The 25,501-nt window shown below is 48.1% G+C and carries 21 protein-coding genes; 14 read left to right on the forward strand and 7 right to left on the reverse strand.

Features of this window, described 5'->3' with window-relative positions; translation table 11 throughout:
• Nucleotides 1–116: 116 nt before the first annotated feature.
• Both HB364_RS01630 and HB364_RS01635 read left to right on the forward strand, forming a co-directional pair.
• On the forward strand, nt 117–2,303 hold the full coding sequence (locus tag HB364_RS01630) for a heavy metal translocating P-type ATPase (protein ID WP_246228281.1): 2,187 nt from the start codon (nt 117–119) through the stop codon (nt 2,301–2,303).
• Nucleotides 2,304–2,314: 11 nt separating this feature from the next.
• Nucleotides 2,315–4,204 (forward strand): RecQ family ATP-dependent DNA helicase, encoded by a 1,890-nt coding sequence (locus HB364_RS01635; protein ID WP_317170688.1) that lies wholly within the window; start codon nt 2,315–2,317, stop codon nt 4,202–4,204.
• Here the strand turns inward: HB364_RS01635 and HB364_RS01640 are convergent.
• On the reverse strand, nt 4,201–5,766 hold the full coding sequence (locus HB364_RS01640) for a helicase HerA-like domain-containing protein (protein ID WP_167286155.1): 1,566 nt from the start codon (nt 5,764–5,766) through the stop codon (nt 4,201–4,203). The genes HB364_RS01635 and HB364_RS01640 overlap by 4 nt on opposite strands.
• 152 nt (nt 5,767–5,918) lie before the next feature.
• On the reverse strand, nt 5,919–6,290 hold the full coding sequence (locus HB364_RS01645; protein ID WP_167286156.1) for a co-chaperone GroES: 372 nt from the start codon (nt 6,288–6,290) through the stop codon (nt 5,919–5,921).
• Nucleotides 6,291–6,416: 126 nt separating this feature from the next.
• Between HB364_RS01645 and HB364_RS01650 the strand changes: the two genes are divergently transcribed.
• On the forward strand, nt 6,417–7,118 hold the full coding sequence (locus tag HB364_RS01650) for a response regulator transcription factor (RefSeq protein ID WP_167286157.1): 702 nt from the start codon (nt 6,417–6,419) through the stop codon (nt 7,116–7,118).
• A gap of 66 nt (nt 7,119–7,184) precedes the next feature.
• Here the strand turns inward: HB364_RS01650 and HB364_RS01655 are convergent, their stop codons facing one another.
• Together HB364_RS01655 and ruvB are read right to left on the reverse strand one after the other, a co-directional pair.
• Entirely contained in the window at nt 7,185–8,111 is a 927-nt protein-coding gene (locus HB364_RS01655; protein WP_167286158.1) for a hypothetical protein, read from the reverse strand.
• Between the two features lie 123 nt (nt 8,112–8,234).
• Entirely contained in the window at nt 8,235–9,263 is a 1,029-nt protein-coding gene (gene ruvB, locus HB364_RS01660) for a Holliday junction branch migration DNA helicase RuvB (RefSeq protein ID WP_167286159.1), read from the reverse strand.
• Nucleotides 9,264–9,312: 49 nt separating this feature from the next.
• On the opposite strand from ruvB, the gene HB364_RS01665 reads away from it, so the two are divergent.
• From HB364_RS01665 to HB364_RS01680, 4 genes are all read left to right on the forward strand, one after another.
• Entirely contained in the window at nt 9,313–10,008 is a 696-nt protein-coding gene (locus tag HB364_RS01665; protein WP_167286160.1) for a type 1 glutamine amidotransferase, read from the forward strand.
• Between the two features lie 334 nt (nt 10,009–10,342).
• Complete coding sequence (locus HB364_RS01670) at nt 10,343–10,771, forward strand: MarR family winged helix-turn-helix transcriptional regulator (RefSeq protein WP_167286161.1); 429 nt, start codon at nt 10,343–10,345, stop codon at nt 10,769–10,771.
• Nucleotides 10,772–10,838: 67 nt separating this feature from the next.
• Entirely contained in the window at nt 10,839–11,729 is an 891-nt protein-coding gene (locus tag HB364_RS01675; protein ID WP_167286162.1) for an NAD(P)H-binding protein, read from the forward strand.
• 94 nt (nt 11,730–11,823) lie between these two features.
• Nucleotides 11,824–12,108 carry a hypothetical protein gene (locus tag HB364_RS01680; protein WP_167286163.1) on the forward strand — a complete coding sequence of 95 codons (285 nt, stop codon included), beginning with the start codon at nt 11,824–11,826 and terminating at the stop codon, nt 12,106–12,108.
• Nucleotides 12,109–12,122: 14 nt separating this feature from the next.
• On the opposite strand, the gene HB364_RS01685 is transcribed toward HB364_RS01680, so the two are convergent.
• Complete coding sequence (locus tag HB364_RS01685; protein ID WP_167286164.1) at nt 12,123–12,833, reverse strand: peptidoglycan DD-metalloendopeptidase family protein; 711 nt, start codon at nt 12,831–12,833, stop codon at nt 12,123–12,125.
• A 195-nt stretch (nt 12,834–13,028) separates the two neighbouring features.
• Here HB364_RS01685 and HB364_RS01690 point away from each other — a divergent pair, with 195 nt between their 5' ends.
• Entirely contained in the window at nt 13,029–16,286 is a 3,258-nt protein-coding gene (locus tag HB364_RS01690) for a S41 family peptidase (RefSeq protein WP_167286165.1), read from the forward strand.
• A gap of 140 nt (nt 16,287–16,426) precedes the next feature.
• Here the strand turns inward: HB364_RS01690 and HB364_RS01695 are convergent, their stop codons facing one another.
• The gene (locus tag HB364_RS01695) at nt 16,427–16,906 is read right to left on the reverse strand and encodes a hypothetical protein (RefSeq protein WP_208419831.1); all 480 of its coding nucleotides are present in this window, start codon (nt 16,904–16,906) and stop codon (nt 16,427–16,429) included.
• Nucleotides 16,907–17,110: 204 nt separating this feature from the next.
• On the opposite strand from HB364_RS01695, the gene HB364_RS01700 reads away from it, so the two are divergent.
• Complete coding sequence (locus HB364_RS01700; protein ID WP_167286166.1) at nt 17,111–18,118, forward strand: hypothetical protein; 1,008 nt, start codon at nt 17,111–17,113, stop codon at nt 18,116–18,118.
• On the opposite strand, the gene leuS is transcribed toward HB364_RS01700, so the two are convergent.
• Nucleotides 18,115–20,901, reverse strand: coding sequence for a leucine--tRNA ligase (gene leuS / locus HB364_RS01705; RefSeq protein ID WP_167286167.1), 2,787 nt, complete (start codon nt 20,899–20,901; stop codon nt 18,115–18,117). The two genes, HB364_RS01700 and leuS, sit on opposite strands and share 4 nt — an antisense overlap.
• A 253-nt stretch (nt 20,902–21,154) precedes the next feature.
• Between leuS and HB364_RS01710 the strand changes: the two genes are divergently transcribed.
• The 5 genes from HB364_RS01710 (at nt 21,155) to HB364_RS01730 (ending at nt 25,478) form a co-directional block, all read left to right on the forward strand.
• The gene (locus tag HB364_RS01710) at nt 21,155–22,030 is read left to right on the forward strand and encodes a cell division protein FtsX (RefSeq protein ID WP_167286168.1); all 876 of its coding nucleotides are present in this window, start codon (nt 21,155–21,157) and stop codon (nt 22,028–22,030) included.
• Nucleotides 22,031–22,165: 135 nt separating this feature from the next.
• Nucleotides 22,166–22,423, forward strand: a complete 258-nt coding sequence (locus HB364_RS01715; RefSeq protein ID WP_167286169.1) for a DUF3098 domain-containing protein — start codon at nt 22,166–22,168, stop codon at nt 22,421–22,423.
• 23 nt (nt 22,424–22,446) lie between these two features.
• The gene (locus tag HB364_RS01720) at nt 22,447–23,280 is read left to right on the forward strand and encodes an undecaprenyl-diphosphate phosphatase (protein ID WP_167286170.1); all 834 of its coding nucleotides are present in this window, start codon (nt 22,447–22,449) and stop codon (nt 23,278–23,280) included.
• 46 nt (nt 23,281–23,326) lie between these two features.
• A complete protein-coding gene (locus HB364_RS01725; protein ID WP_167286171.1) occupies nt 23,327–24,622 on the forward strand; it encodes an MFS transporter in 1,296 nt (431 codons plus the stop codon).
• Nucleotides 24,623–24,638: 16 nt separating this feature from the next.
• Nucleotides 24,639–25,478: an MBL fold metallo-hydrolase gene (locus HB364_RS01730; RefSeq protein WP_167286172.1), complete on the forward strand. Its 840-nt coding sequence runs from the start codon at nt 24,639–24,641 to the stop codon at nt 25,476–25,478.
• Nucleotides 25,479–25,501 lie beyond the last annotated feature (23 nt).

Here is a 25,501-nt window from a genome sequence, read left to right on the forward strand (position 1 = left end):
AGTGCGCCTCCCGTCATTCCTTGGTAAATTTGCGGTGGACCTGGTGCAAACACCTCCCTTTTCCCGAGATATGCTATGAATTGCCAGCCAACCAGTAAAAACACCAAATCAAAACTATGAACTGCATGATCGGAATGATCAGCAGTAGCTTCATAGAGAGATCAAAACCCGGCAAGTACATGAAAACAGTGAACTGGAAAGTTGAAGGCATGACCTGTTCTAACTGCGCCCTTACCATCCATAAATACCTCGAAAAAGAAGGTATGCAGGATATAAAAGTCAGCCTGGCAAGCGGTGATGTCAGCTTTGGTATCAATGGCGGTGATACCACCGGCCAGCAGATCGTCAAAGGCATTGAATCCCTCGGCTATACTGTTCATGATGAGCAGGGCGGCACTACGCCCTCCAAAAAGAGATTTTTGCCCAGCCATAAACAACGTTTCTTATTCTGCCTCCTGTTTACAGCACCCCTCATGCTCCACATGCTCGACAAATGGGTGCACATCCACTGGCTCATGAATCACTGGGTGCAACTGGGGCTCTGCCTGCCGGTTTTCCTCGTAGGCATGGACTACTTCGGCCGCAGCGCCATCAAAAGCATCCGCAATGGCATCCCCAATATGAATGTGCTGGTAGCCCTGGGCGCTACTGCCGCTTTTGTGTATAGCTTCGTGGGTACTATCTTTAACCTGGGCGAAAGTTTCCTCTTCTATGAAACGGCCGCCTCCGTCATCACCCTCGTATTCCTGGGTAATTACCTGGAGGATGCTTCCATACAATCTACCCAGCGGGCATTGAATAAACTGGCCAAATCACAGAAAGTAATGGCCAACATGATTGCTTATCACGAAGGACAGGAAAATATCTTCCCCGTAGAAAATACCGCCCTCCGCTCCGGCGACCTCATCCTCATCAAGAACGGCGAACAGGTACCGGCCGATTGTAAAATACTGACCGGCGAAGTGACCGTCAACGAAGCCATCCTTACCGGAGAAAGCATGCCCCTGCACAAAAAAACCAAAGACACCCTCATCGGTGGCAGCTTATTAATAGATGGTACAGCCAGGGCACAGGTTATGGCCGAAGCCAAAGACTCGGTACTGGCCAACATCATCAACCTCGTTAAACGGGCACAGAGTGAAAGACCACCTGTGCAGCAAATGGCCGATAAGATCAGCGCCATCTTTGTACCCATCGTATTGGGCATTGCTGCCGTAACCTTCATCGTCAACTTCATCGTGCTGCAAAACTTTACCGCCTCCCTCATGCGCAGCATTGCCGTACTGGTCATAGCTTGTCCCTGCGCCATGGGACTGGCCACACCGGCTGCCATAGCAGTGGGCCTGGGACGTGCAGCACGCAATGGCATCCTCTTCCGCAATGCCAAAAGCCTCGAACTGTTCCGGAACATCCGGCAGGTGGTATTTGATAAAACAGGCACCCTTACCACGGGCAACTTTGTAGTGGCAGGTTTTGAACTCAAGGCGGAGAACATGACCAAAGAAGAATTTAAAGGGATAGCCGCTTCCTTGGAGAAATATTCCAATCACCCCATTGCCAAAAGCATTGCCGCTGAATGGAAAACAAAAGAAGACATCCGCTGGCAGCAAATTGAAGAGGCAAAAGGGCAGGGCATGAAAGCTACTACCAAAGAAGGCGATATATACCAGGCCGGTTCTTACCGGGTAGCCATGGCCCATACCCGCGATGACAGCCACAATGTATACATCCTGAAAAATGACCAACTGCTGGGCTGGATTGATGTAAAAGATGAAATACGTCCCGAAGCCATCCAGATCGTACAATACCTGCGGCACAGGAACATACGCACCATCCTGCTCAGCGGCGATCGTCAGGCCAAATGTGTACAACTGGCCAACTTCCTCGGCATAGATGAAGTCATTGCAGAAAAAACGCCTGAGGAAAAATTAACCGTCGTGGAAGACCTCACCCTGCAGGGCCCTACGGCCATGGTGGGCGATGGCATCAATGATGCACCGGCACTGGCCAAAGCTACCATTGGTATCTCACTCAGCGAAGCATCACAAATAGCCATGCAAACAGCCGATGTGGTGCTCATGAACCAGGGTATTAAAAACCTTCCCTTATCATTGGGACTGGGGCGGCATACTTTCCTTACCATTAAACAAAACCTTTTCTGGGCATTCTTCTACAACATCATTGCTATTCCCGTAGCCGCCTTCGGCTTGCTCACACCTACCTTCGGCGCCCTGGTCATGGGACTGAGCGATGTGGTATTAGCGGTGAATTCAGTACGTTTGTTCGTTAAAAAAGTAACCTGAACATTCATTCCATATTAAAAAACTACTGGAGGTATGATTCCTTCCGGCCTTTCCAGGAAGACATCATCCATTCCATCCTCAGTGGCAAAGACACCCTGGCCCTCTTACCCACCGGTGGGGGCAAATCCATTTGCTTCCAGGTGCCGGCCATGGCAAAGGAGGGCTTATGCCTCGTAGTAAGTCCACTCATTGCGCTGATGAAAGACCAGGTAGAGGCCCTGCGCAGAAAAGGAATCACAGCCTTTGCCATCTATTCCGGCATGAGCCGCAAGGAAGTCATCAACACCCTGAAAGTAGCGACCGACAGTAACTGCAAATTCCTCTATGTATCACCCGAGCGGCTGGAAACATCCCTGTTCAAAGAATACCTGCCCGCGCTGGACATCAACCTCATCGCAGTAGATGAAGCGCATTGTATTTCCCAATGGGGATATGATTTCAGGCCACCTTACTTACGCATAGCGGCCCTGCGTGAAGAATTACCCGGCATTCCCATATTGGCCCTCACCGCCTCCGCTACGCCCCTCGTACAACAGGATATTTGCGACAAGCTGGAGTTTACCCAGCCCGGCATCTTCCGCCAGTCCTTTGAGCGGCCCAACCTCTCCTACAGCCTCTTTGAAACAGACGCCAAGATCAATAAGATCGTTGACATCCTGCAGAAAGTACCGGGCAGCAGCATTGTTTATTGCAAAAGCCGCAAACGCACCAAGTCCATCAGCGACCTGCTGAATATGCAGGATATCCAGGCCGACTACTACCATGCCGGCCTGCCACAGGAAGAACGCAGTAAAAAACAGGAAGCCTGGATCAAGAACCACACACGCGTTATCGTTTGTACCAACGCGTTCGGGATGGGCATTGATAAACCTGATGTACGTACTGTGATCCATGCCGATGTACCCGACTGCCTGGAAAACTATTACCAGGAGGCGGGACGTGCAGGCCGGGATGGCAAGAAAGCCTATGCCGTGCTCCTGTATGATAACAAGGAGTTGGATGAGCTGCAGTTATTGCCCGATGTACGTTTCCCTTCACTGGAAACCATTCGTACCGTATACCAGGCCATCGTGAACTACCTCCAGTTGCCCACTGGTTCCGGTGAAGGTGTTTACTATGATTTCGACATTACAGACTTCGCCAGTAAATTCAAGCTGGACGCCTGGACCACCACCTATGTTATCAAGGCACTGGAGCAGGATGGCTGGCTTTCCTTTAATGAACAGGTATTCCTGCCTTCCAAAGTACAGTTTGTAACCAATAAACAATGGCTCTATGAATTTGAGGAAAGCAGCCCGGTGCTGGAGCCACTCATCACCACCTTACTCAGGACCTATGAAGGCATTTTTGATATACCGGTGAGCATTCATGAAAAAACATTGGCTTTCCTGCTGAGAAAGGAGCAGGAAGAAATTGTCAAACAGTTAAAAATATTGGATGCCAATGCCGTCATTGATTACCTGCCGCAGAAAGACAGTCCGCAGCTTTACTTCCTGCGCCGCCGCGTAAAAGCAGAAGACCTGGTAATAGACATGGTGGATTACAAAAAGCGCAAGCAACAATACCAGGAACGCATTGCCGCCATCATCCATTACATCCGGGAAAGGAAACAATGCCGCAGCCAATACATAGCGGTCTATTTTGGCGACAATACCACCCGCGATTGCGGCATTTGTGATAACTGCCTCAACCGGCAGGAGCAACCCTTAACAGCCGAAGAATTTAAACAGATACATCAACGCATCGTAGACATCATAGGCGCCCATAGTATTACAGCAGATGAACTACTCTACCAACTCAATGGCATCAAAAAAGAAAAGGCCTGGCAGGTGATTAGCTTCCTCCAGGCCGAACAAAAAATATCGGTAAATGAAAAGGGATTGATCAGCTTATCATCCTAAAACCAGCTACTGCTCTTCTTCCTGCTCTTACCACCTAATCCCAAAGCACCCAGCAAACTACGGGTGATCACATTGGCGGCAGTACGGCCTATCTGGCGGGTAACAGAGTTATCCAGCACTTTTTCTATAGTTGACTTTTCTTTCCTGCCACCACCCGAAGCCTTCTTCTCTTCTTTTGCAGCTTTCTCTTCTGCCGTCCGTTCTGCGGCTTCCTCCAGTTTGGCATTCAGTATTTCATAAGCGCTTTCAGTATCTGCTACTGCTGCATACTTCTTCACCAGTTTGGAGCTATTCACAATACCGTCTATTTCACCATCTGTCAATACATCCATCCTGGAGCGTGGGGGCACCAGCATCGTATGTACCAGTGGCGTGGGAATGCCCTTTTCGTTCAACATCGTTACCAGGGCCTCGCCAATACCCAGTTGGGTAAGTAACTCTTCTGTTTTATAGAATTCCGTTTCAGGATAATTCTGTGCGGCCTGCTTGATCGTCTTGCGGTCGGCAGCGGTAAAAGCGCGCAGTGCATGTTGCACCTTCAATCCCAACTGGCTCAGCACGCTGGCCGGAACATCCTGCGGGTTCTGCGTACAGAAAAAGATGCCCACACCCTTGGAGCGGATGAGTTTGATCACTGTCTCAATCTGTTGCAGCAGGGCATCCGTCGCTTCCTGGAATACCAGGTGCGCCTCATCAATAAACATCACCAGCTTGGGCTTATCCAGGTCGCCGGCTTCCGGAAGCGTAGCATACAATTCGGCCAGCAATTGCAACATAAAAGTAGAGAACAGCTTGGGCCTGTTTTGCATATCTGTTACCCGCAGCACACTGATCATGCCGCGGCCATCATCGGCAATACGCATCAGGTCGTCTACTTCAAAAGATGGTTCGCCAAAGAAAACATCCGCCCCCTGCTGTTGCAGTTCTATCACCTTACGCAGGATCGTACCTGTGCTGGTAGTGGCGATCTTACCATATTCCTTTTCGATCTCTGCCTTGCCTTCATTGCTTACAAACTGCAATACCTTGATAAAATCCTTCAGGTCGAGCAGGGCCAGCTTATGATCATCGCAATACTTGAAGATCATGGATACCAACCCCTGCTGTGTATCATTCAGGTCTAATATCTTGGATAGGAGGATGGGACCAAACTCGCTCACCGTAGCCCTTAACCGTACCCCTTTTTCATTACTCAGGGTCATTAGTTCTACCGGGAAGGCGGCAGGCTTATAGGCTGTTCCAATCACCGCCATCCGTTCTTTGATCTTCTCATTATCGGTACCTGCAGCGGCAATGCCACTCAGGTCGCCTTTAATATCCATCAGCAATACCGGCACACTGGCATCACTCAGGGCTTCTGCTATTACCTGTAAAGTTTTAGTTTTACCGGTACCGGTAGCACCGGCTATCAGGCCATGCCGGTTCATCGTTTTCAGGGGCAGCTTTACCAAAGCGCCGGGCACGGCTGCTTTGTCCAGCATACCGGCGCCCAATACAGCAAATTCTCCTTTGAAAGTATAACCTTCCTGCACGGCTTGCAGGAATACTTCAGTGTTTGGCATAAGGCAGATTTATAAGGGGAAGATACAGGATTGAAAGAAAATCAATCACAAAAACTTGTTATCTGTAAGTAATCGGAGTACTTGTTCCCTACTCACCACACCCTCGAAGCAAGCGCATTGCTGATTGCCGACTGCCGATTGCCGTCCTTCCCTCACATCTCCTCTTCCCTTTCCAGCATCAGGATCGCACTCTGGGGTACGATATAATATTTCTCATTCTCGTACAATACTTCCGTCGCTCCGCTGAGCAGGAACACGGCCAGGTCGCCCTCCCTTGCCTGCAGGGGAATATACTTCACCTGTTCTTCATGCCCTTTCCACGATTCATCTTCCACTGGCATGGGAATAGCATAGCCAGGTCCTGTTTTAATCACATATCCCTGCTGCACCTTCTCCTTTTCCTGTACCCCGGGAGGCAGGTACAAACCACTTTCTGTGCGTTCATTGGCTTTGGAAGGCCGTATTAATACCCGGTCGCCTATTACAATCAGCTTCTTAAAAGTATTATCGTTCGTCAGTCGCATAAGAATGATCTTAAAGGGCAAAATTACCCCCTCTCCCCCATTTATTAACAAAATATTACACGCCACTTGTCGGTTATAGCAAATGATTTAATTTTATTTACACTATCGAACTAAATCTACCTAACAATGGAAGGAAAGAAACCTAAAATCTTGTTGTGTGAAGACGATCAGAACCTGGGCAGTGTACTAAAGAATTACCTGGAATTAAATGATTTCGATGTGACCCTGGAACGTGATGGCCGCCTCGGACTGGCCGCTTTCCAGCGAGAGAAATTTGAGCTTTGCCTGCTCGACATTATGATGCCTCACATGGACGGATTTACCCTTGCGGAGGAGATCCGTGATATTGATCCGGATATCCCCTTGTTCTTCCTCAGTGCCAAAACCATGAAGGAAGACATCATCCAGGGCTATAAGTTGGGTGCCGATGATTACATTACCAAGCCATTCGACAGCGAGGTACTGTTATTGAAGATAAAAGCCATCATGAAAAGAAATGAAGAGGTAACCCGTGAACAGGAAAACAAAGAGTTCGACCTCGGCAGTTATCACTTCAATCCCAAGCTCCGTGAACTGAGCCATAACGGCAAAACACAGACTTTGTCGCCCAAAGAAAATGAATTGCTGAAAATGCTGTCCGAGCACATGAATGACCTGTTGCCCCGTGAGCAGGCATTGAAGAAAATATGGGGCAGCGATACTTATTTCAACGGACGAAGCATGGACGTGTACATTGCCAAGCTGCGCAAATACCTGAAGGAAGATGATAAAATAGAGATCGTCAACATTCACGGTAATGGCTTCCGGCTGGTAGCACCTACCATATAATTCCGCAGTACATACCTCAACAAATACATAAGTCCCGCCCACAAGGCGGGATTTATTGTTGATGCGTTAATACTTTCTTTTTACCCTTCCTATAGAGAGACTGAACTTGAACTGGATGGTGAAATAGGAGTCATTGTGTTTGGGATCGCCTCTTATGCCTCCTTCCTGGGTCACTATGGAGGGATCAAGTTCCTGCCTTCTGTCGGCCAGTTGCGCCGCCAGCTCCGCAGCCCCATGCGACAGATTTTCCGAAAACAGGGCAGGGTCAATATATTGCCGGCTCACATCATCGAGGTAATCCGTTTGCAATATCCGGTGCATGATCTCTACCCGGGCATTCAGCAAGGCCGATATTTCATATTTAACACCGATACCCAAGGGGAAATTAACCTGCGTAAGCCGGTAAGGTCTTCTGTCGGGATACTCCCGAAAACCCTGCCCTTCTGTATGCAGCGGTTGCAAGGCTACCCAGCTACCGTTGATATATGCTTCCGGATTGAAATTAAACACACCCACTCCACCCATTATATAAGGTGAAAAGCGCGGAGCTTCCTTAGCCAATGATTGAAACAGCGTAAGAGGATGGAACTCCGCCAGTAAGGCTACTTCTGATATACGGCTGCGGAAATGCAGGTTGCGCTGGTAGCGGGATTTAGCAGCAGACTGATCACCATTTAATATTTTATCCGAAGCGCTCACCCTGCCGAAGGTGGCTTCCAGCCGGCCACCGATGGTTTGTTTATACAAGGCGCCTGCATAAATACCACCGGCAAAGTTAAACTGCCGCCCGTTAAGGTCTTTAATGAATCCTTTACCCAATCCTTTTCTTCCACCAAGATCAGTAAAGCAGTTCATAACACCGGCTGAGACGCCTGCTTCCCACAATACAGCAGGCTCGATCCGCTCATCATCATAAAAATAATATTGGCCGGCTACGGTATGGACACAAAAGGACAGTACCCCAAGACACACGATGGACTTCAATACACTCATAACACTAATCAATAAAGGTTAATGCAATCTGGCAGGGGTCATTGGGTAGGTAATTAACAGAACAGAAGATTAACAAAAAGGGTACCACTTATGGAATTAGAACCGGCCAATTTAATTTTTTGATTAAAACAGTAAATGTTCGCCGCTGCCACCATGCTTACGTCCTAAATGTTCATAAGCTTTGGGCGTTACTTCGCGGCCGCGGGGCGTGCGCTTGATAAAACCTTCCTGTATTAGAAAAGGTTCATACACTTCTTCCAGCGTACCCGTTTCTTCACCCACCGCTGTAGCGATGGTGGTGATGCCTACCGGGCCGCCTTTGAATTTATCAATGATGGTGAGTAGTATACGATTATCCATTTCATCCAAACCATATTCATCCACATTCAATGCCCGCAGGGCGTGTTGTGTAATGGCCAGGTCAATAACACCATTGCTCAATACCTGTGCAAAATCCCTTACGCGGCGTAAGAGGCCATTGCCAATTCGGGGCGTGCCGCGGCTGCGGCGGGCAATTTCAAAAGCAGCATCGGAAGTGATCTTCACATGCAGAATGCCGGCTGCCCGTGTAATGATCCTTTGCAGCACCTCGGCCGTATAATATTCCAGTCGTGATTTGATCGCGAAGCGGGATAATAAGGGCGCCGTGAGCAGGCCGCTGCGCGTAGTAGCGCCTACCAGCGTAAAGGGATTGAGGTTAATCTGTATGCTTCGTGCATTGGGACCGCTGTCAATCATAATATCCAGCCGGTAATCTTCCATCGCAGCATACAGGTATTCTTCCACCACCGTACTCAGCCGGTGAATTTCATCAATGAACAATACATCATTGGGCTCCAGGTTGGTGAGCAGTCCGGCCAGATCACCCGGCTTTTCAATAACAGGCCCGGAAGTTTCTTTGATATTCACGCCCAGCTCATTGGCCACAATACGGCTCAACGTGGTTTTGCCCAATCCCGGAGGGCCATGAAATAACACATGGTCCAATGCCTCACCACGCAGCTTGGCTGCTTTGATAAATATTTTAAGGTTCTCAATAATTTGTCCCTGCCCGGCGAAGTCTTCTATTTCTGTGGGACGGATATTATTTTCGAACTCTTTATCAGCGGCAGATAAGGAATTTCTTTCTGTATTTAAGTTTGGATTGGACATGCTTTTCGGTCAACTTTGTAAATCTACACAAAAGTAAGGCAGTAATACCATGCACGTACATTTTATACAACACGTACACTTTGAAACGCCGGGCTATTTACTGGAATGGGCTACAGCACAGCAACACACGATCAGCTACACCAAAATATTTGAAGGAGATCCCTTTCCTGCTGCTGACAATATAGACCTGCTGATCATCATGGGCGGCCCTATGGGTGTATATGAAGAAGATAAATACGCATGGCTGGCAACAGAAAAAGCCTTTATAAAAGAAGTGATCGCTGCCGGTAAAAAAGTATTGGGCATCTGCCTCGGTGCACAGCTTATTGCCGAAGTATCGGGCGCCAAAGTATACCCCAATGCCCAAAAAGAAATTGGCTGGTGGCCCATCCGCAAGATCATCAATGAAAAAACTTTGCCGCTCACCGAAACGCTGCCTGATGAGTTCATCACCTTCCATTGGCATGGTGACACTTTCGACCTGCCAGCCGGCGCAGTACATTTATTTGCTACCTCCATTTGTCCTAACCAGGGCTTCCTCCTAAATGAGCAGGTGGCAGGATTACAATTTCATATGGAAGCCACCCCCAGCCTGGTACAGCAAATGGCAAAATATGGGCAGGAGGAGCTGGTAACCGCCCCTTATATTCAAACGGCCGGGCAAATGCAGGAATTAAGCGCCCGCTATGCGGCTGCCCAGCAAAAACAGTTGTTGGATTTTATAAACAGGTTCCTGACTCTCTGATCCTCTCTTATTTTCAATTCCTTGTATCAGTCTTCGCATTGAATTACTCCACTTTGGGATTACCAGCAGGTTTGTTATGCCTCTCTTGTGTCCATATTTGGGAATAAGCCGTAGATATCCCGTATATATCTCGTAGATAAGCCGTAGATAAGCTGTCTTTATATAAAGGCGGGATATCTACGACTAATAAGCATTTTATAAGTAGGCTAAATACAGCTTATCAACAAAGATGCCCTTAACCAGCCTTAAAGGAAACCGGCCTAAGAGTAACTCAATGGGGATATTAAAAATATATTTGCATATACAAATAAGAGCCCCTACCTTTGTCTTGTCAATGAAACCTTCGGAAAGCAAATACCGCCATTGCATGTACTTCGTAGCCAATGCCCTGGGGCGCAGGATAGAGAAGCTGGCTATGGAAAGCTGGAAGAAGGTAGACCTGTCGCCCAGTCACGCTTATCTGCTGATGCTGGCCATCGAAGAGCCAGGCATACAACCGACGGCCCTGAGTGAACAATTGATCCTGACCCCTTCTACCATTACCCGGCTCATTGAGAAGCTGGAGGATAAAGGATTGGTAACCCGTAGCACAGAAGGCAAGCTTACCAAGGTGTACCCTACCGCCCAAGCCAAAGAACTATATCCCAAACTACAGGAATGCCTGGACCATTTTATTGAAAACTACACCTATATCCTTGGCAAAGAAGAAAGTAAGCGCATGGTGAAGAATATGGCCTGCCTGGCCGATAAACTGGGTGAGTAATTTTTTTTATACCAATACTTGTACATACAAATAAGCCTAACACAACAATTATTTTAAATCAACTATTATGAAGTACGTAATTACAGGTGGCGCAGGCCACATTTCAAAGCCCCTGGCAGAAGCATTACTGGCAGCAGGCCACCAGGTAACAGTCATCGGGCGCAATGCCGCCAACCTGCAGGAATTAGTCAATAAGGGGGCTAAAGCAGCGATTGGCTCTGTAAACGATGTTGCCTTCCTGACCACCGCCTTTGCGGGAGCAGATGCGGTATACGTTATGAACCCGCCCGATTATACCAATACTGCTGTAAAAGCAACACTGGAGCAAACGGGCAAAAACTTTACAGCAGCGCTTAAAGCCGCCAATATCAAGTACGTGGTACAACTCAGCAGTATCGGCGCCCACCTCCCCGAAGGCGTAGGTCCCGTAAGCGGCCTGTACCGGGTAGAACAGTCATTACGCACTTTACCCGGCACCAATGTCCTGCACCTTCGCCCGTCCTATTTCTATTATAACCTCTTTGCCAATATCGGGTTGATCAAACAGGCTGGCATTGCAGGTGGCAATTTTAGTGTGGCTGCCAACAAGTTCCCGATCGTTGATACGAGTGATATTGCTGCAGTGGCGGCGGAAGAACTCCTGAAGCTGGATTTTAAAGGTCACCAGGTACGGTATATCGTCAGTGATGAAGTAGGTACAGACGCCATTGCCTCCGCACTGGGCAAAGCCATTGGCAAGCCAGACCTTCCCTGGGTTAAGTTCCCCGACGACCAGGCCAAAGCAGGCATGTTACAAGCTGGCCTGACCGAGGACCTTGCCGACAACTATATTGAAATGGGACATGCTATTGATAACGGTATTATGTTTGAAGATTATTGGAAGCACAAGCAACCATTGGGAAAGGTAAAGCTGGATGATTTTGCAAAGACGTTTGCAGCGGCCTATAATGCGAATTAAGCGAATTACATGAATTGGCAATAAGAGGTGACACCTTTCCCTTGCTTCTCCAAGGAAAGGTATCACTTCTTTGTTTTTGTATCTTTGAAACACTATGAACTACGATCAGTTTTATGCCAGCATCACCCATGCCACACCACCACCGGGAATAAGCGTTTACTTAAAATCACTGTGGTATGATGCCAAAGGCGACTGGGACGCTTCCCATGAGATTATACAGGATGTACCTGATAAAACAGCTTCCTGGATCCATGCCTACCTGCACCGCAAGGAAGGCGATGTTTTTAATGCCAATTACTGGTACAATAAAGCCAATAAGCGCATGCCCGGCCATTCATTGGAACAGGAATGGGAAGAGATCGTAAAAGCGTTGCTCTGATGTAGTGAAGGACCTTATGGCTTTTTGGTATAACGCTTCAGTTGAAGTATCAGTTCCGGGTCGGGGCAGTTGCCCAGGTATTTTTGTCTTTCGGAATATTTACATACACCCGGATAATCCCCTTCTTTTAATTCCATGTCCAGTATGATCTGGAAATGCAGGTGAGGCGGCCAGTGGCCATTCTCTGCAGGCTCCCCAAAATGGGCGATCTTTTGCCCGATGGAAATATATTGTCCGCTGGAAAGTTTCTGAATATCCTTCAGGCTAACATGGCCGTATAAGGTATAAAAAGGCAATCCATCCAACTGGTGCAGCAGGATCATGGTAGCGCCATAATCGCCAAAATGGTCATTAAAAGCAAAGCTATGCACCATGCCTCCCATAAAAGCATACACCGGTGTACCGGCTGCGCCCCAGATATCTGTACCGATGTGCAGGCGGCGGGGCTCTTCACCAGGTACTGCTGCATCAAATAAAGCGCTGCGGTTGTACACGGTCCTGTGCTCATTGTAACCACCAATACCCAGCCGGCAATCAGCAGCCTGCAGTTTACGGTTGATGTAGGCTGAAAAGCTGGCCGTATCGCTGATGATATTACTCGTAAGCTCTGTATTCTTTTCTGTAAAGTCGAGCAGCAATAGTTTATCCTTTGCAGGATCAACGGGCACTACCGGATGAAAAGTAGACTGATATTTACGAATCGTATTTTCAAATACAGAGGGCATATAGAGGATTTTGAAAAGATTGTTACTACTGTTTCAAGACCTGACAGGTTTTGTTTGCGTCGTAAGCGAAACCTGTCAGGTCTCCGGTACTGCCGTTTATAAGCAATTTGCCGCCTTTTATGCATTCCCGCCTCCTGCAAATATCCCGGTTTGCTACCTTTAAATCAACCTCGGATTACAAAAACACACATTTTTATGAATAAATACCTGTTCGCACTGTTTCTGCTGACTATCGGGCAGATAACAGTGGCCCGCCAATCCTCACCACTTTGGTTGAGATACCCCGCCTTATCGCCGGATGGCAAAACGATCGTGTTCAGTTATAAAGGCGACCTGTATAAGGTGCCCGCCACCGGTGGCGATGCCGTTGCCTTAACTTTACATGAAGCGCATGATTTTATGCCGGTATGGAGCCGTGATGGCAAGTATATTGCCTTTGCCAGTGACCGTTATGGTAATTTTGATGTGTATGTGATGCCGGCTGCCGGCGGTGAAGCCACCCGCCTCACGTATCATTCGGCCAATGATTATCCGTATGACTTTACACCCGATGGCAAGAAGGTGATCTTTGGCACCAACAGGAATGATATTTATACCAGCGTACGTTTTCCCCAGCGTGGCTTATTCCAGAAATTGTATGAGGTACCGGTTACAGGCGGACGATCTGTGATGTTCCTGTCGGCCGGTTCAGAATTTGCCCGTTTCAATAGTAAAGGAGATCAACTGGTATTCCAGGACAGGAAAGGTTATGAGGATGCCTGGCGCAAACACCATACTTCTGCCGTGACGCGGGATATCTGGATCTATGATGTGAAGAAGGATGACTACCAGCAGGTATCGGGCTTTGCCGGTGAAGACCGTGAGCCACTCTTTTCTGCCGATGACCAGTCTTTTTATTACCTGAGCGAAAAGAATGGCAATAGCCAGAATATTTATAAAGCGCCCGTTAAAACAAAGATCGCGGAGCAGCAGTTGACAACCTTTAAAGACCACCCTGTACGTCACCTCTCCCGCGCCAATGACAACACGCTTTGCTTTTCGTATGATGGCGAGATTTATACCCTGAAAGAAGGCGATCAGCCAAAGAAGGTAGCTATCCGCATTAATACGGATGGACGCACCAATATAGAAAAGATCATTCCCATCAATACCGGCGTTACCCAAACGGCTTTATCGCCCAATGGGAAAGAGATTGCCTTCATAGTACGCGGGGAGGTATTTGTGACTTCTGTGGAAGGTGGCATTACCAAGCGTATTACCAATACACCGCAACAGGAACGCACGGTGGAATTTACCCCCGATGGCCGTTCGCTCATTTATGCCGCCGAGCGGGGCAATAGCTGGGATATTTACCGCACCACGATTGACAGAAAAGAAGAGCCTTATTTCTATGCCTCCACGGTATTGAAAGAAGAACCGCTGATCGCTACAGAAGCAGAAGAGTTTCAGCCGGTGATTTCCCCGGATGGTAAAGAAGTAGCTTACCTGGAAGAAAGGAATGTTGTGAAGGTGTACAATATCGCTTCCAAAAAGAGCCGTACGATTGTACCCAAGGGCGTTAACTTTTCTTATGCAGATGGTGACCAGGGTTACAAATGGTCACCGGATGGCAAGTGGATCGCCTTCAATTCGGCTGAAGGGCGCTGGACCACGGCAGAGATAGCCCTGATGAAAGCAGATGGCAGCGGTGAAAGAAAGAATGTGACGGAAAGCGGCTTCTCCGACTTTGGCGGCAAATGGGGCTATAACGGAAAAGTGCTGCTGTGGCTAACCGACCGTGATGGTAAGAAACCACTGGCCTTCCAGGGCGCCCGGGAGGTGGATATATACGCTATGTTCTTTGACCAGGAACTGTATGACCGCTTCAAACTGAGCAAAGATGATTATGCCTTGCTGAAGGAGAAAGAGGAAAATGAAAAGAAAGAAAAGAAGGATTCTGCTTTACAAGCTGCCATTGCCAAAAAGGAAAAAGACTGGCAGCCGCTGTTTGAGAACCTCGACAACCGTAAGGAAAGGCTTACGATCAATTCCGGCAATATCTCCGATTATATATTATCCTCCGATGGAGAGAAACTGTATTACCTGGCCCGGGTGGAAAAGGGGTATGACCTATGGCTTACCAATACCCGCACGCGCGAAACCAAGATCCTTACCAAGCTGGATGGCGGCCCCGCAGGTATGGATATTTCCAAGGATGGCAAGAGCCTGTTTGTAGTAAGTGATGGCCGCATTATGAAGGTGGATGCGGAGGCTGGCCGGGTTACCCCGGTTACTGTGAATGGTGAGATGATCCTGAATGCCGCAGCAGAAAGGACCTATATTTTTGAACATGCCTGGCGCCAGGTGATGAAGAAATTCTATGATCCCAAGTTACAGGGCACAGACTGGAAGCTGTATAAAACCACTTACGAGAAATTCCTGCCCTACATCAATAATAATTATGATTACCAGGAATTGCTGAGTGAGCTACTAGGCGAACTGAATGCTTCCCATACTGGTGGACGCTATGCCCCTCCACAGGTGAATACCGATGCGACTGCCAGCCTGGGATTGCTGTATGATGAAACCTATGATGGCGCGGGTGTGAAGGTGATGGAAGTAGTAGAAGGCGGCCCCTTACTGAATGCCAAGACAAAGATTGCAGTAGGCACCGTGATTGAAAAGATTGATGGGGAAACCATCACAGAGAATATGGATTGGAACAAGTTACTGAACCGCAAAGCTGGTAAGAATGTTTTGCTGAACCTGTACAATCCCGCTACAAAAGAGCGCTGGGAAGAAACCCTGAAGCCTATTGCACAGCAGGAAGAGCAGGGGCTACTGTATGCACGCTGGGTAAAGATCATGCGTAAGAAGGTAGATGAGCTCTCCGGCGGTAAGGTAGGTTATGTACATGTGCAGGGCATGAATGATGGCAGCTTCCGCACGGTGTATGAAGATGTGCTGGGCAAGAATGCCATCAAAGAAGCGCTGATCGTAGACACCCGTTTTAATGGTGGCGGCTGGCTGCATGATGACCTGGTGACTTTCCTGGGCGGTAAGAAGTATATGGATTTCTCACCACAGGGCGTAACACCCACTTCGGGCGAGCCACGCAATAAATGGAGCAATCCCTCCTGTGTGCTGATGAGTGAAAGCAATTATTCTGATGCCTTCCTGTTCCCATACGCTTATAAGAGTCTTGACCTGGGCAAACTGATCGGTATGCCCGTGCCGGGTACTGGTACAGCGGTATGGTGGGAAACACAGATCGACCCGACCCTGGTGTTTGGCATTCCTATGGTAGCTACTATTGGTAAAGAGAAGCGCCCCACCGAGAACCTGCAACTGGAGCCGGATATTAAGCTGGCCAATAATTATAAGGATGTGCTGAAAGGTAAAGACCAGCAACTGGAAAGGGCCGTGAAAGAGATGCTGGAAGAGATTAAGAAAGGACCGAAGAAAGGGTTTTAAGAAAGGCAACCAGGCAGTGAGGCATTCAGGCAACGAGGAAGACAGAAGTGCATGAATTGAAAACGAACATGGTGTAATAAAGCAAACGGTGAGCCTTTCTTCAAAAGGTGCTCACCGTTTTATTTTGCATTACATGAGCGCTACATGAATGTTACAGCCACAGGCTGTTCAAATAACTGACCATACGGGATGGATACACGGGCCGCCAGCTTATCTTCCAGCATATTGGCCATGGTTTCAAAATACAGAATCACCTCTTCCCGGTTATTTCTTTTCAGCCAGCGAAAGCCGCCAGGCAATTGCTTCAACACTTCCCTGTCTTCGAGGTATTCCACATGATGGATATCGGTAGGTGTTAGTCCTAACTGTTCCAGTTTAGTCAGCAACAAGGTGATGGGAGCGCCGGTCACAGAGCAGGCTTCCTGGGCAATCTCTGTCCACTCACCCGGGCCAGTATGGGCATAGGCGCGTATCTCTTCTTTGCTCAACTGTGTAGTGGCCTGCAGCAGATGCCCGCAGTTACAGGCGCCATGATGTCCCCAGGCATAATAAGCACCGTCACGCAACGTGGCAGCGGCTTTGCGCAGCCCCTCTATCAGCTCTATCGTTGGGTAAGCCATAGGTACTAATTTCCTAAAAAAAACAATGCAGCGGATGCATTGTTCAGATTAAAGGTGAGTCGCCCCCGTTGTACGGGGCGGCCCACCTTGGTTATGCCATTCGTTAAAAGAAACTTAAGGTAAAATATTCATGTGTGGAGTGCGTTTTTACAGGTATCATCCAACAATAACCATTTGAAAACTATCACTATTCCGCTGTGTTGTTTGGCAGCAACATTTTTGTTGGTCAGGCAACCTGCTCTGTCACAAACCATTACAGGCGCCTGGAAGGGAAAGACCGGTAATGTGCGTACAGAACTGAAGCTGGTGAAGAAAGGCGACAGCCTGCTGGGCACCGCTTACTATTATACCTCTAAGAACCATTACCGGCGCTATGCCGTGCGTGGGTATTTTGATGGACAAACCAATGACGTGGTTTGGTGGGATGAAGCCTTGCTGGAAGACAAAGCATCCGGTGGGCTGTTTGGCTCCTCCAAAGAGCCGGTACTGAGCGTGGCAGATTTTAACTGTCCGGGGGAAGATAAGATGCTGCTGGATGGCAGCAGTACCGAGCGCGACCACAAAGACGTACCCAAAGGACCAGTAGCGCTGGAGAAGATTACCAGCCCCACCTTCACCGATGAATGGGATTTTGTGATTGATAATTACCTGGTAGGCGCCAATCACCCGGATATTATTGACAGCATAGCACGGCTATCTTTTGCCCCGCCACCTATGGAACAAGAGGTACCGGAAAGAGAGATACCGGCTACGACCGTCCCTGCCACAGCACCGGTAACGGTAGCTGCCCCCAAGGTGAAAGCGCCTGCGCCGGTTGTACCTGCAGAGAAGAAGGTGAGCAATCCTATTACACCGGAAGATAAGTTCACGGCCCGTACCAATAAGCTGCAAACAGTGATCCCTGTTACCAGCAAGAAGATTGAGCTGCGCTTTTATGACAATGCACAGGTGGATGGCGACTCTATTGCTCTATTCCTGAACAAGAAGCTCATCTTTAAGAATATCCGCCTTACCGATCAGCCTTATACTATTTTCCTGGATGCGGATGAACTGGCCAATGACAATGAACTGGTGATGGTAGCTGAGAACCTGGGCTCCATTCCGCCCAATACTTCTTTCATGGTAGCCATTGTAGGCAAGAAACGCTATGAAGCAAGACTGTATGCTGATGAAAACAGCAGTGCCTTGATAAGATTGATTAAACAACCTTAAACTACCACATTCACCATCTTCCCCTTCACATAGATGATCTTTTTGTGTGGCTTGCCTTCCATCCATTTCTGGATGACATCATTGGAAAGTACGATTTTCTCCACGTCTTCCTGCGGCGCATCCAATGCGATGTTGATGGTAGTACGCAGTTTACCATTCACAGAAATGGGGTATTCCTTGTTGCTTTCTACCAGGTATTTGGGTTCAAATTTCGGATAGGCAGCATCCAGGATGGCGGAGTCATTTCCGAGTAAATGCCACAACTCTTCGCACACGTGTGGTGCATAAGGCGTAAGCAATATGAGTAAAGGCTGCAGGATATCCTTTTTGTGGCACTTCATTTCAGAAAGATCATTCACACAGATCATGAAGGAGCTCACGGCCGTATTGAAAGAGAACCTTTCGGTATCTTCCTCTGCCCGCTTGATAGCCTTGTGCAATACTTTTAACTCTGCATCCGTAGGCGCTGCTGTATTCCATACCTGCCCTTTCATTTCATCATAGAACAAACGCCATAGCTTTTTCAGGAAGCGGTGTACACCCTCAATACCTTTGGTATCCCAGGGTTTGTCCTGCTCTACCGGTCCGAGGAACATTTCATACATGCGGAAGGTATCAGCGCCGTATTTATCTACAATATCATCCGGGTTCACCACATTGAAGTAACGTTTGCTCATTTTCTCCAGGCGTGAGCCACAGATGTATTTGCCATCCTCCAGGATGAAGGAAGCCGTTTCATATTCTGCCCTTGATTGTTTGAATGCTTCCTGGTCCAGCACATAGCCATCCACAATGGAAACATCCACATGCAGTTCATCTGTTTCATACTGGTCTTTCAAACCGGCTGATATAAACTGATTGGTGCCACGCAGGCGGTATATCAGCCTGGAATCACCACCAATCTTTCCCTGGTTCACCAGTTTTTTATAAGGCTCATCATGACCAATGTAACCAAGGTCATAGAGGGCCTTGGTCCACATGCGGCTATAGAGCAGGTGACCTACAGCATGTTCGGTACCACCGATGTACAGGTCTACCTGGCCCCAGTAATCACTGGCTTTACGGTCGCAGAAGGTGTTGTCATTATGCGGGTCCATATACCGCAGGAAGTACCAGCTACTGCCGGCATAACCGGGCATGGTAGAGCTTTCCCTTTGTCCGCCAATGGGGGAGGAGTTGATCCACTCAGGCAGGTTACTCAATGGCCCCTCACCTTCCTGACCAGGCTTTATTTCATCCAGGTGCGGCAATAATACCGGCAATTCACTTTCGGATAAAGGATAAGCCACGCCTTCTTTCCAGGCAATGGGGAATGGTTCACCCCAGTAACGCTGGCGACTGAAAGCGGCATCCCGCATTTTATAGTTGACTTTCCGGATGCCGATGCCCAGCTCCTCCAGTTTATTGCTGGCTACTTCCATGGCCTGGCGCATCACCAGTCCGTTGAGGAAACCAGAGTTCTCCAGGATGGCATCCTTGGTAGGGTTGGCCTCTTCGCCATTGTAATGGCTGCCGATGATGTTGGTGATGGATATACCGAAGTGGTTGGCAAATTTATGGTCACGCTCATCGCCACAAGGCACGGCCATGATGGCACCGGTACCATATCCCGCCAATACATATTCAGAGATCCATACCGGGATCTCGCGCTGATCGAAAGGATTGAGCACATAGGCGCCGGTGAATACACCGGAGATCTTTTTCTCGGCCATGCGCTCCCGCTCACTGCGGCTCTTTACATAGGCGATATAATCCTCCACCGCCTGTTTCTGAACGGGCGTAGTGATCTGGTCAATCAATTCATGTTCGGGCGCAATGACCATAAAGTCTACGCCGAAGATGGTATCGGGGCGGGTGGTATAGACGGTGAGTGGCGAGTGGCGAGTGGCGAGTGGGGCGTTTGCGGGTTTAAACGCAAAGGTGATCTCAGCGCCGTAGCTTTTGCCGATCCAGTTGCTTTGCATTTCCTTCATGGCATCGCTGAAGTCAACCTGCTCCAGTCCTTCCAGGAGGCGATCGGCATATTCCGTAATGCGCAGGTACCACTGGCGCAGCTTTTTTCTCACCACGGGAAAGCCGCCGCGTTCACTTACGCCATTCACTACTTCATCATTGGCCAGTACCGTGCCCAATGCTTCGCACCAGTTCACTTCCCCAAAGCCACAATAGGCCAGGCGGTATTCCATTAATATGTCCATTTGCTGGCGCTCATCAAAGCTTACCCATAATTGCTCGGTAAACCGGATAGAGGAATCGCCGGGACAGGGATGGCTGACATTGCCTTCCTTTTCAAACTGCTTTATTAATTGGGCAATGGGTTCTGCCTTCTTCGTTTTCCGGTTGAACCAGCTATGGAAGAGCTGCAGGAAGATCCATTGGGTCCATTTATAATAGGAAGGATCGGAAGTCTTTATTTCCCGGTCCCAATCGAAACAAAAGCCGATGTTGTCCAACTGCCGGCGGAAGTTGTTGATATTGGCATCCGTGGCTACGGCGGGGTGAATACCATGGTCTATGGCATATTGTTCGGCCGGAAGACCAAAGGCGTCATAGCCCATGGGGTGTAGTACGTTGAAGCCTTTGAGCCTCTTATAACGGGCAAAGATGTCGCTGGCAATGTAGCCGAGCGGATGGCCTACGTGGAGGCCTGCCCCACTGGGGTAAGGGAACATATCCAGCACATAGTATTTGGGCCGGTCACTTGTATTGCTCACCTTGTATGCGTTGGTCTCTTTCCAGATCTGTTGCCATTTCTTCTCTATCTGGCTGAATTTATATTCCATATATCTCTCCGTTACGATTCAGATTTTTTTAATGGTATTATTCTTGTACCCCTTGCACCAGGGCTGGCACTCCGGGGCGTCGCTACTTTTATATTCGTTGAGGAAACGTTAAAAGGCGTTACCCCGAAAAATTTTTCCGGCTCCGCATCCGTTAGTAGGGCGTCAAAAATACGGATTATCCGGCTTAAGCGGGATAAAACTGCTATTTTTGCCGTTATCGGTTTATTAACTAACCCATCAAAATGATTGTTTCATGGCGCAATTAGGAAAAGGATCAGCCAGGCGTTCAAAACCCTCTTATTTTATGGCTATCCTCGGGGTAACCATTGTATTGTTCTTTGTGGGCATTTTCGGCTGGTTACTGCTTAATGCCCGGCAATATACGGAGGAGATGAAGGAAGATGTGAAGGTGCAGATATTCCTGCGCAAGAATATCACCCCGCAGGACGTGGAGACTTTAAAGACCTATATCGCCGCGCAGCCATATACAAAATCTTACGAATATATTGATAAGGAAACCGCCAAACAGCGCTGGCTGAAGAGCGGTGAGAACGATTTTAAAGAGCTGCTGGACGAGAACCCCCTGCCGGCCTCTTTTGACCTGAACCTGAAGACTAATTACGTACATAAAGACAGTGTGACCACTATTAAGACCGACCTGGAAAAGCAGTCGATGGTCGTGGAAAGCGTACAATACCCCGCTTTTGTGATCGAAAAGATGAGCTCTTCGGTACGGGTAGGGCTGATCGTTTTCGCTATCCTGGCAGGTATTTTCTGCATCTTCTCCATTGTACTGATCGATAATACGATCCGCCTGGCCATGTATAGTAACCGGTTTATTATCAAGACCATGCAAATGGTAGGAGCCACCCGCGGCTTTATCGCCCGCCCCATGACGGTACGGGCCATTGTTAACGGCACCATTTCCGCCATTATGGCCATTGCGATCATTTACGTGGTGATGATGCTGAGCGAGTATTTCCTGCCCTACCTGCGCGACCTGCGCGATAATGGCAAGATGGCCTTGCTGTTCGCCTTCCTGGTGATCCTGGGCATCAGTATTTCCCTGTTCAGTACTTACCGGAGTGTGGTGAAGTACCTGAAAATGAAGCTGGACGACCTGTATTAATCGTGAATCGGTCCCGCAAGCTTGCGGGATCAATCGGCCATTCAGCTTACAGACAAGCAAGGGTACGAGCCTGTTTGCCAGAAACTTGTGCCTTTGAGCTTATTTACTATATTGCAGCCCTAATTGTATTGGATAATGGCTGAAAAGTTAACGACTGATAAAAAGCAAACTTCCTCTACCCTCTTTGGTAAAGAGAATTATATCTGGATTGTTGCCGGACTGGCAGTGATGTTACTGGGCCTGCTCCTGATGGCCGGCGGCAATAGCAAGGACCCCAATGTATTTACCAATGATGAGGTATATAGCGTAAGACGTATTACCGTAGCTCCCATCCTTATTCTGCTCGGACTGGGCATTGAAGTATTTGCTATTTTCCGGAAACCGAAAAGTTAATTGGGAAATAATCAAGTTCTTCCATGAGCATATTTGAGGCTATTATCATCGCTATAGTAGAAGGCATTACTGAATATCTCCCCATCTCTTCCACCGGGCATATGATCATCGCCAGCAGCCTGATGGATATTCACAAACAGGAGTTTACCAAGTTATTTGAAGTAGCGGTCCAGTTGGGCGCTATTCTCGCCGTGGTAGTCCTGTATTGGAAGAAGTTTTTCGACTTTAAACGCTGGCAGTTTTATGTGAAACTGATCATTGCGGTGATACCCGCTATTGCGTTAGGCGCCTTATTCTCTGATAAGATTGATGCTTTACTGGAAAGTCCGACCACGGTAGCCATCTCGCTGCTGGTGGGGGGCGTTTTCCTGTTGTTTGTTGATAAGATCTTTAACCAGCAGGCCGGCCAGCGGATTGAGACCGAGCCGGACATCAGCAATGGGAAAGCTTTTGCTGTTGGCCTGTGGCAGTGCGTGGCGATGATACCGGGCGTAAGCCGCAGTGCCGCTACAATTATTGGTGGCATGCAACAAAAGCTGAGCAGGAAGTTGGCGGCAGAATTCTCCTTTTTCCTGGCGGTGCCTACGATGTGTGCGGCCAGCGGCTATTCCCTGTTTGTAAAAGACTGGGATGGTTCCGGCACGGCACAAAAAGGATATGAGCTTCTCCTGAGCTCATCCGATAATTTGTATGCTTTTATTGTAGGTAATATTGTTGCTTTCGTGGTGGCCATGCTGGCCATCCGTTTTTTTATTGGCTTTTTACAGAAACGTGGTTTCCGTTTATTCGGCTGGTACCGCATTATTGCCGGTATTGTATTGCTGATCCTGATCTTTACCCAGGTGATTACAGAGTAGCAGGCCCCTGAGGTGTGGTGACAAACATGTTATAAACCCTTCTGCCATGCAAACAGCTTCCAAAAAGGTGATCAACGGATGGGCCATGTATGACTGGGCCAATTCGGTGTACAACCTGGTTATTACGACGACTTTCTTCCCTGCCTATTATGCCTTTGTTACTTCGACTAAAAACTTTCCGGATGGTGTGCCATTCCTGGGAAGGCATTTTGTCAATACAGCACTGAAAGATTATGTCCTTGCTTTCGGCTTTTTATTGATTGCATTGCTTTCTCCCATTCTTTCATCAATGGCGGATTACCGGGGCAGTAAAAAGAATTTCATGCGCTTTTTCTGTTATATGGGTGCATTGAGCTGCTCAATTATGTTCTTTTTCGATAAGGACAATGTAACGCTGGGGTTACTATGCTTTATGTTTGCCGGCATTGGTTTTTATGGCAGCCAGGTATTTTATAACTCCTATTTACCGGAAATAGCTGCCGAGCAAGACAGGGACCGGGTGAGCGCCAAGGGATATTCTTTTGGATATGTTGGCAGTGTATTGATGCAGCTTGTCGGCTTTGGGCTTGTATTGGCCATACCAGATAGTCCATTACCGCTTAAACTTACTTTCTTACTTGTAGGCGTCTGGTGGATCGCGTTTGCCCAGATCACTTTTAAAGCACTGCCGGAGAGTAATAAATCTGAGCGAAAGGCAAGAAAGAATGTATTGGCAAATGGTTTTCATGAATTGCAGATCGTCTGGAAACAGATCAAAGCAATGCCGGTACTTCGCAATTTCCTGGCTGCCTTTTTCCTGTATAGTATGGGTGTACAAACAGTGATGCTGATAGCTATAGATTTTGGCATTAAAATATTACACCTGGAAGACACAAAACTGATCATTACAGCAGTGATCATACAGTTGGTGGCAATCATAGGCGCTATAGGCATGTCGCGTCTGTCTGTCCGGTATGGTAATATAAGGGTGCTGATCGCAACAGTGGTATTATGGATAGGAGTATGCCTGACGGCTTATTTCATTACTACCGAGATTCATTTTTATATACTGGCTGCACTAGTAGGCCTGGTAATGGGTGGTATACAATCCATGAGCCGCTCTACCTACGCCAAACTGATGCCTGAAACCAAGGATACGGCATCCTTCTTTAGCTTTTATGATGTGACGGAAAAGCTGGCTATTGTGATCGGGCTGTTCAGCTTTGGTATTATTGAAGACTTTACAGAACATCATGGTGGCATGCGGAACTCCGTATTGATCCTGGTTGTATTTTTTGTGTTGGGACTGTTAATGCTTTTCTATACTGCCCACAAGCAAAGAAAGGCGCAGATCCGGTTATAATGAATACCTTGTAGTCATGAAGTTATACACGATCCATACCGGCAATTTTAAGCTGGACGGCGGCGCGATGTTTGGCGTGGTGCCCAAGAGCATCTGGAACAAACTGAACCCGGCAGATGAAAACAATCTATGCAGTTGGGCCATGCGCTGTCTGCTGATCGAGGAAGGCAACCGGCTGATACTGGTAGACAATGGCATCGGTAATAAACAGGATGCCAAATTCATGGGACATTATTACCTGCATGGCGATGATTCGCTGGATGCATCCCTCCATAAGCTGGGCATTGACCGGAACGATATAACAGATGTATTCCTTACCCACCTGCATTTTGATCATTGCGGCGGCAGTATTGTACGGGAAGGAGATCAACTGGTACCTGCTTTTAAGAATGCTGTATACTGGAGTAACCTGAAACACTGGGAATGGGCTACCCAACCCAATGAACGGGAGAAAGCTTCATTCCTGAAAGAAAATATATTACCGATAGAACAGAGCGGGCAGTTAAAGTTTGTAGAGCCTACCAACGGCATTTCTTTTACTGAGCATATTTCCATCCGTTTTGTGAACGGGCATACCGATGCGATGATGCTGCCGCAGATCCTTTATAAGGACCGTACGCTCGTTTTTATGGCCGACCTGCTGCCTTCTACCGGACATATCCCCCTGCCCTATGTAATGGCCTATGATATGTTTCCCCTGACCACGCTACTGGAAAAGAAACAATTCCTGCAGGAAGCGCTGGAGAATGATTATATCCTCTTTTTTGAACATGATCCGGTCAACGAATGCTGTACCCTTCAAGGGACAGAAAGGGGTATACGGCAGAAAGAAGTGTTCAGGCTGGCGGAGATCTGAAGTCAGAAGTCTGAAGTCTGAAA

Origin of the sequence: Paraflavitalea devenefica, assembly GCF_011759375.1 — a bacterium.
Taxonomy (GTDB): Bacteria; Bacteroidota; Bacteroidia; order Chitinophagales; family Chitinophagaceae; genus Paraflavitalea; species Paraflavitalea devenefica.

What these genes read in the sequence shown, in the direction of transcription:
- HB364_RS01715 (WP_167286169.1), top strand. Translation starts at nt 22,166, where the DNA reads ATGGCTGAAAAGTTAACGACTGATAAAAAGCAAACTTCCTCTACCCTC.
- HB364_RS01690 (WP_167286165.1), top strand. Translation starts at nt 13,029, where the DNA reads ATGAATAAATACCTGTTCGCACTGTTTCTGCTGACTATCGGGCAGATA.
- leuS (WP_167286167.1), bottom strand. Translation starts at nt 20,901, where the DNA reads ATGGAATATAAATTCAGCCAGATAGAGAAGAAATGGCAACAGATCTGG.
- HB364_RS01640 (WP_167286155.1), bottom strand. Translation starts at nt 5,766, where the DNA reads ATGCCAAACACTGAAGTATTCCTGCAAGCCGTGCAGGAAGGTTATACT.
- ruvB (WP_167286159.1), bottom strand. Translation starts at nt 9,263, where the DNA reads ATGTCCAATCCAAACTTAAATACAGAAAGAAATTCCTTATCTGCCGCT.
- HB364_RS01720 (WP_167286170.1), top strand. Translation starts at nt 22,447, where the DNA reads ATGAGCATATTTGAGGCTATTATCATCGCTATAGTAGAAGGCATTACT.
- HB364_RS01655 (WP_167286158.1), bottom strand. Translation starts at nt 8,111, where the DNA reads ATGAGTGTATTGAAGTCCATCGTGTGTCTTGGGGTACTGTCCTTTTGT.
- HB364_RS01695 (WP_208419831.1), bottom strand. Translation starts at nt 16,906, where the DNA reads ATGGCTTACCCAACGATAGAGCTGATAGAGGGGCTGCGCAAAGCCGCT.
- HB364_RS01675 (WP_167286162.1), top strand. Translation starts at nt 10,839, where the DNA reads ATGAAGTACGTAATTACAGGTGGCGCAGGCCACATTTCAAAGCCCCTG.
- HB364_RS01630 (WP_246228281.1), top strand. Translation starts at nt 117, where the DNA reads ATGAACTGCATGATCGGAATGATCAGCAGTAGCTTCATAGAGAGATCA.
- HB364_RS01730 (WP_167286172.1), top strand. Translation starts at nt 24,639, where the DNA reads ATGAAGTTATACACGATCCATACCGGCAATTTTAAGCTGGACGGCGGC.
- HB364_RS01665 (WP_167286160.1), top strand. Translation starts at nt 9,313, where the DNA reads ATGCACGTACATTTTATACAACACGTACACTTTGAAACGCCGGGCTAT.
- HB364_RS01670 (WP_167286161.1), top strand. Translation starts at nt 10,343, where the DNA reads ATGAAACCTTCGGAAAGCAAATACCGCCATTGCATGTACTTCGTAGCC.
- HB364_RS01680 (WP_167286163.1), top strand. Translation starts at nt 11,824, where the DNA reads ATGAACTACGATCAGTTTTATGCCAGCATCACCCATGCCACACCACCA.
- HB364_RS01710 (WP_167286168.1), top strand. Translation starts at nt 21,155, where the DNA reads ATGGCGCAATTAGGAAAAGGATCAGCCAGGCGTTCAAAACCCTCTTAT.
- HB364_RS01650 (WP_167286157.1), top strand. Translation starts at nt 6,417, where the DNA reads ATGGAAGGAAAGAAACCTAAAATCTTGTTGTGTGAAGACGATCAGAAC.
- HB364_RS01645 (WP_167286156.1), bottom strand. Translation starts at nt 6,290, where the DNA reads ATGCGACTGACGAACGATAATACTTTTAAGAAGCTGATTGTAATAGGC.
- HB364_RS01725 (WP_167286171.1), top strand. Translation starts at nt 23,327, where the DNA reads ATGCAAACAGCTTCCAAAAAGGTGATCAACGGATGGGCCATGTATGAC.
- HB364_RS01685 (WP_167286164.1), bottom strand. Translation starts at nt 12,833, where the DNA reads ATGCCCTCTGTATTTGAAAATACGATTCGTAAATATCAGTCTACTTTT.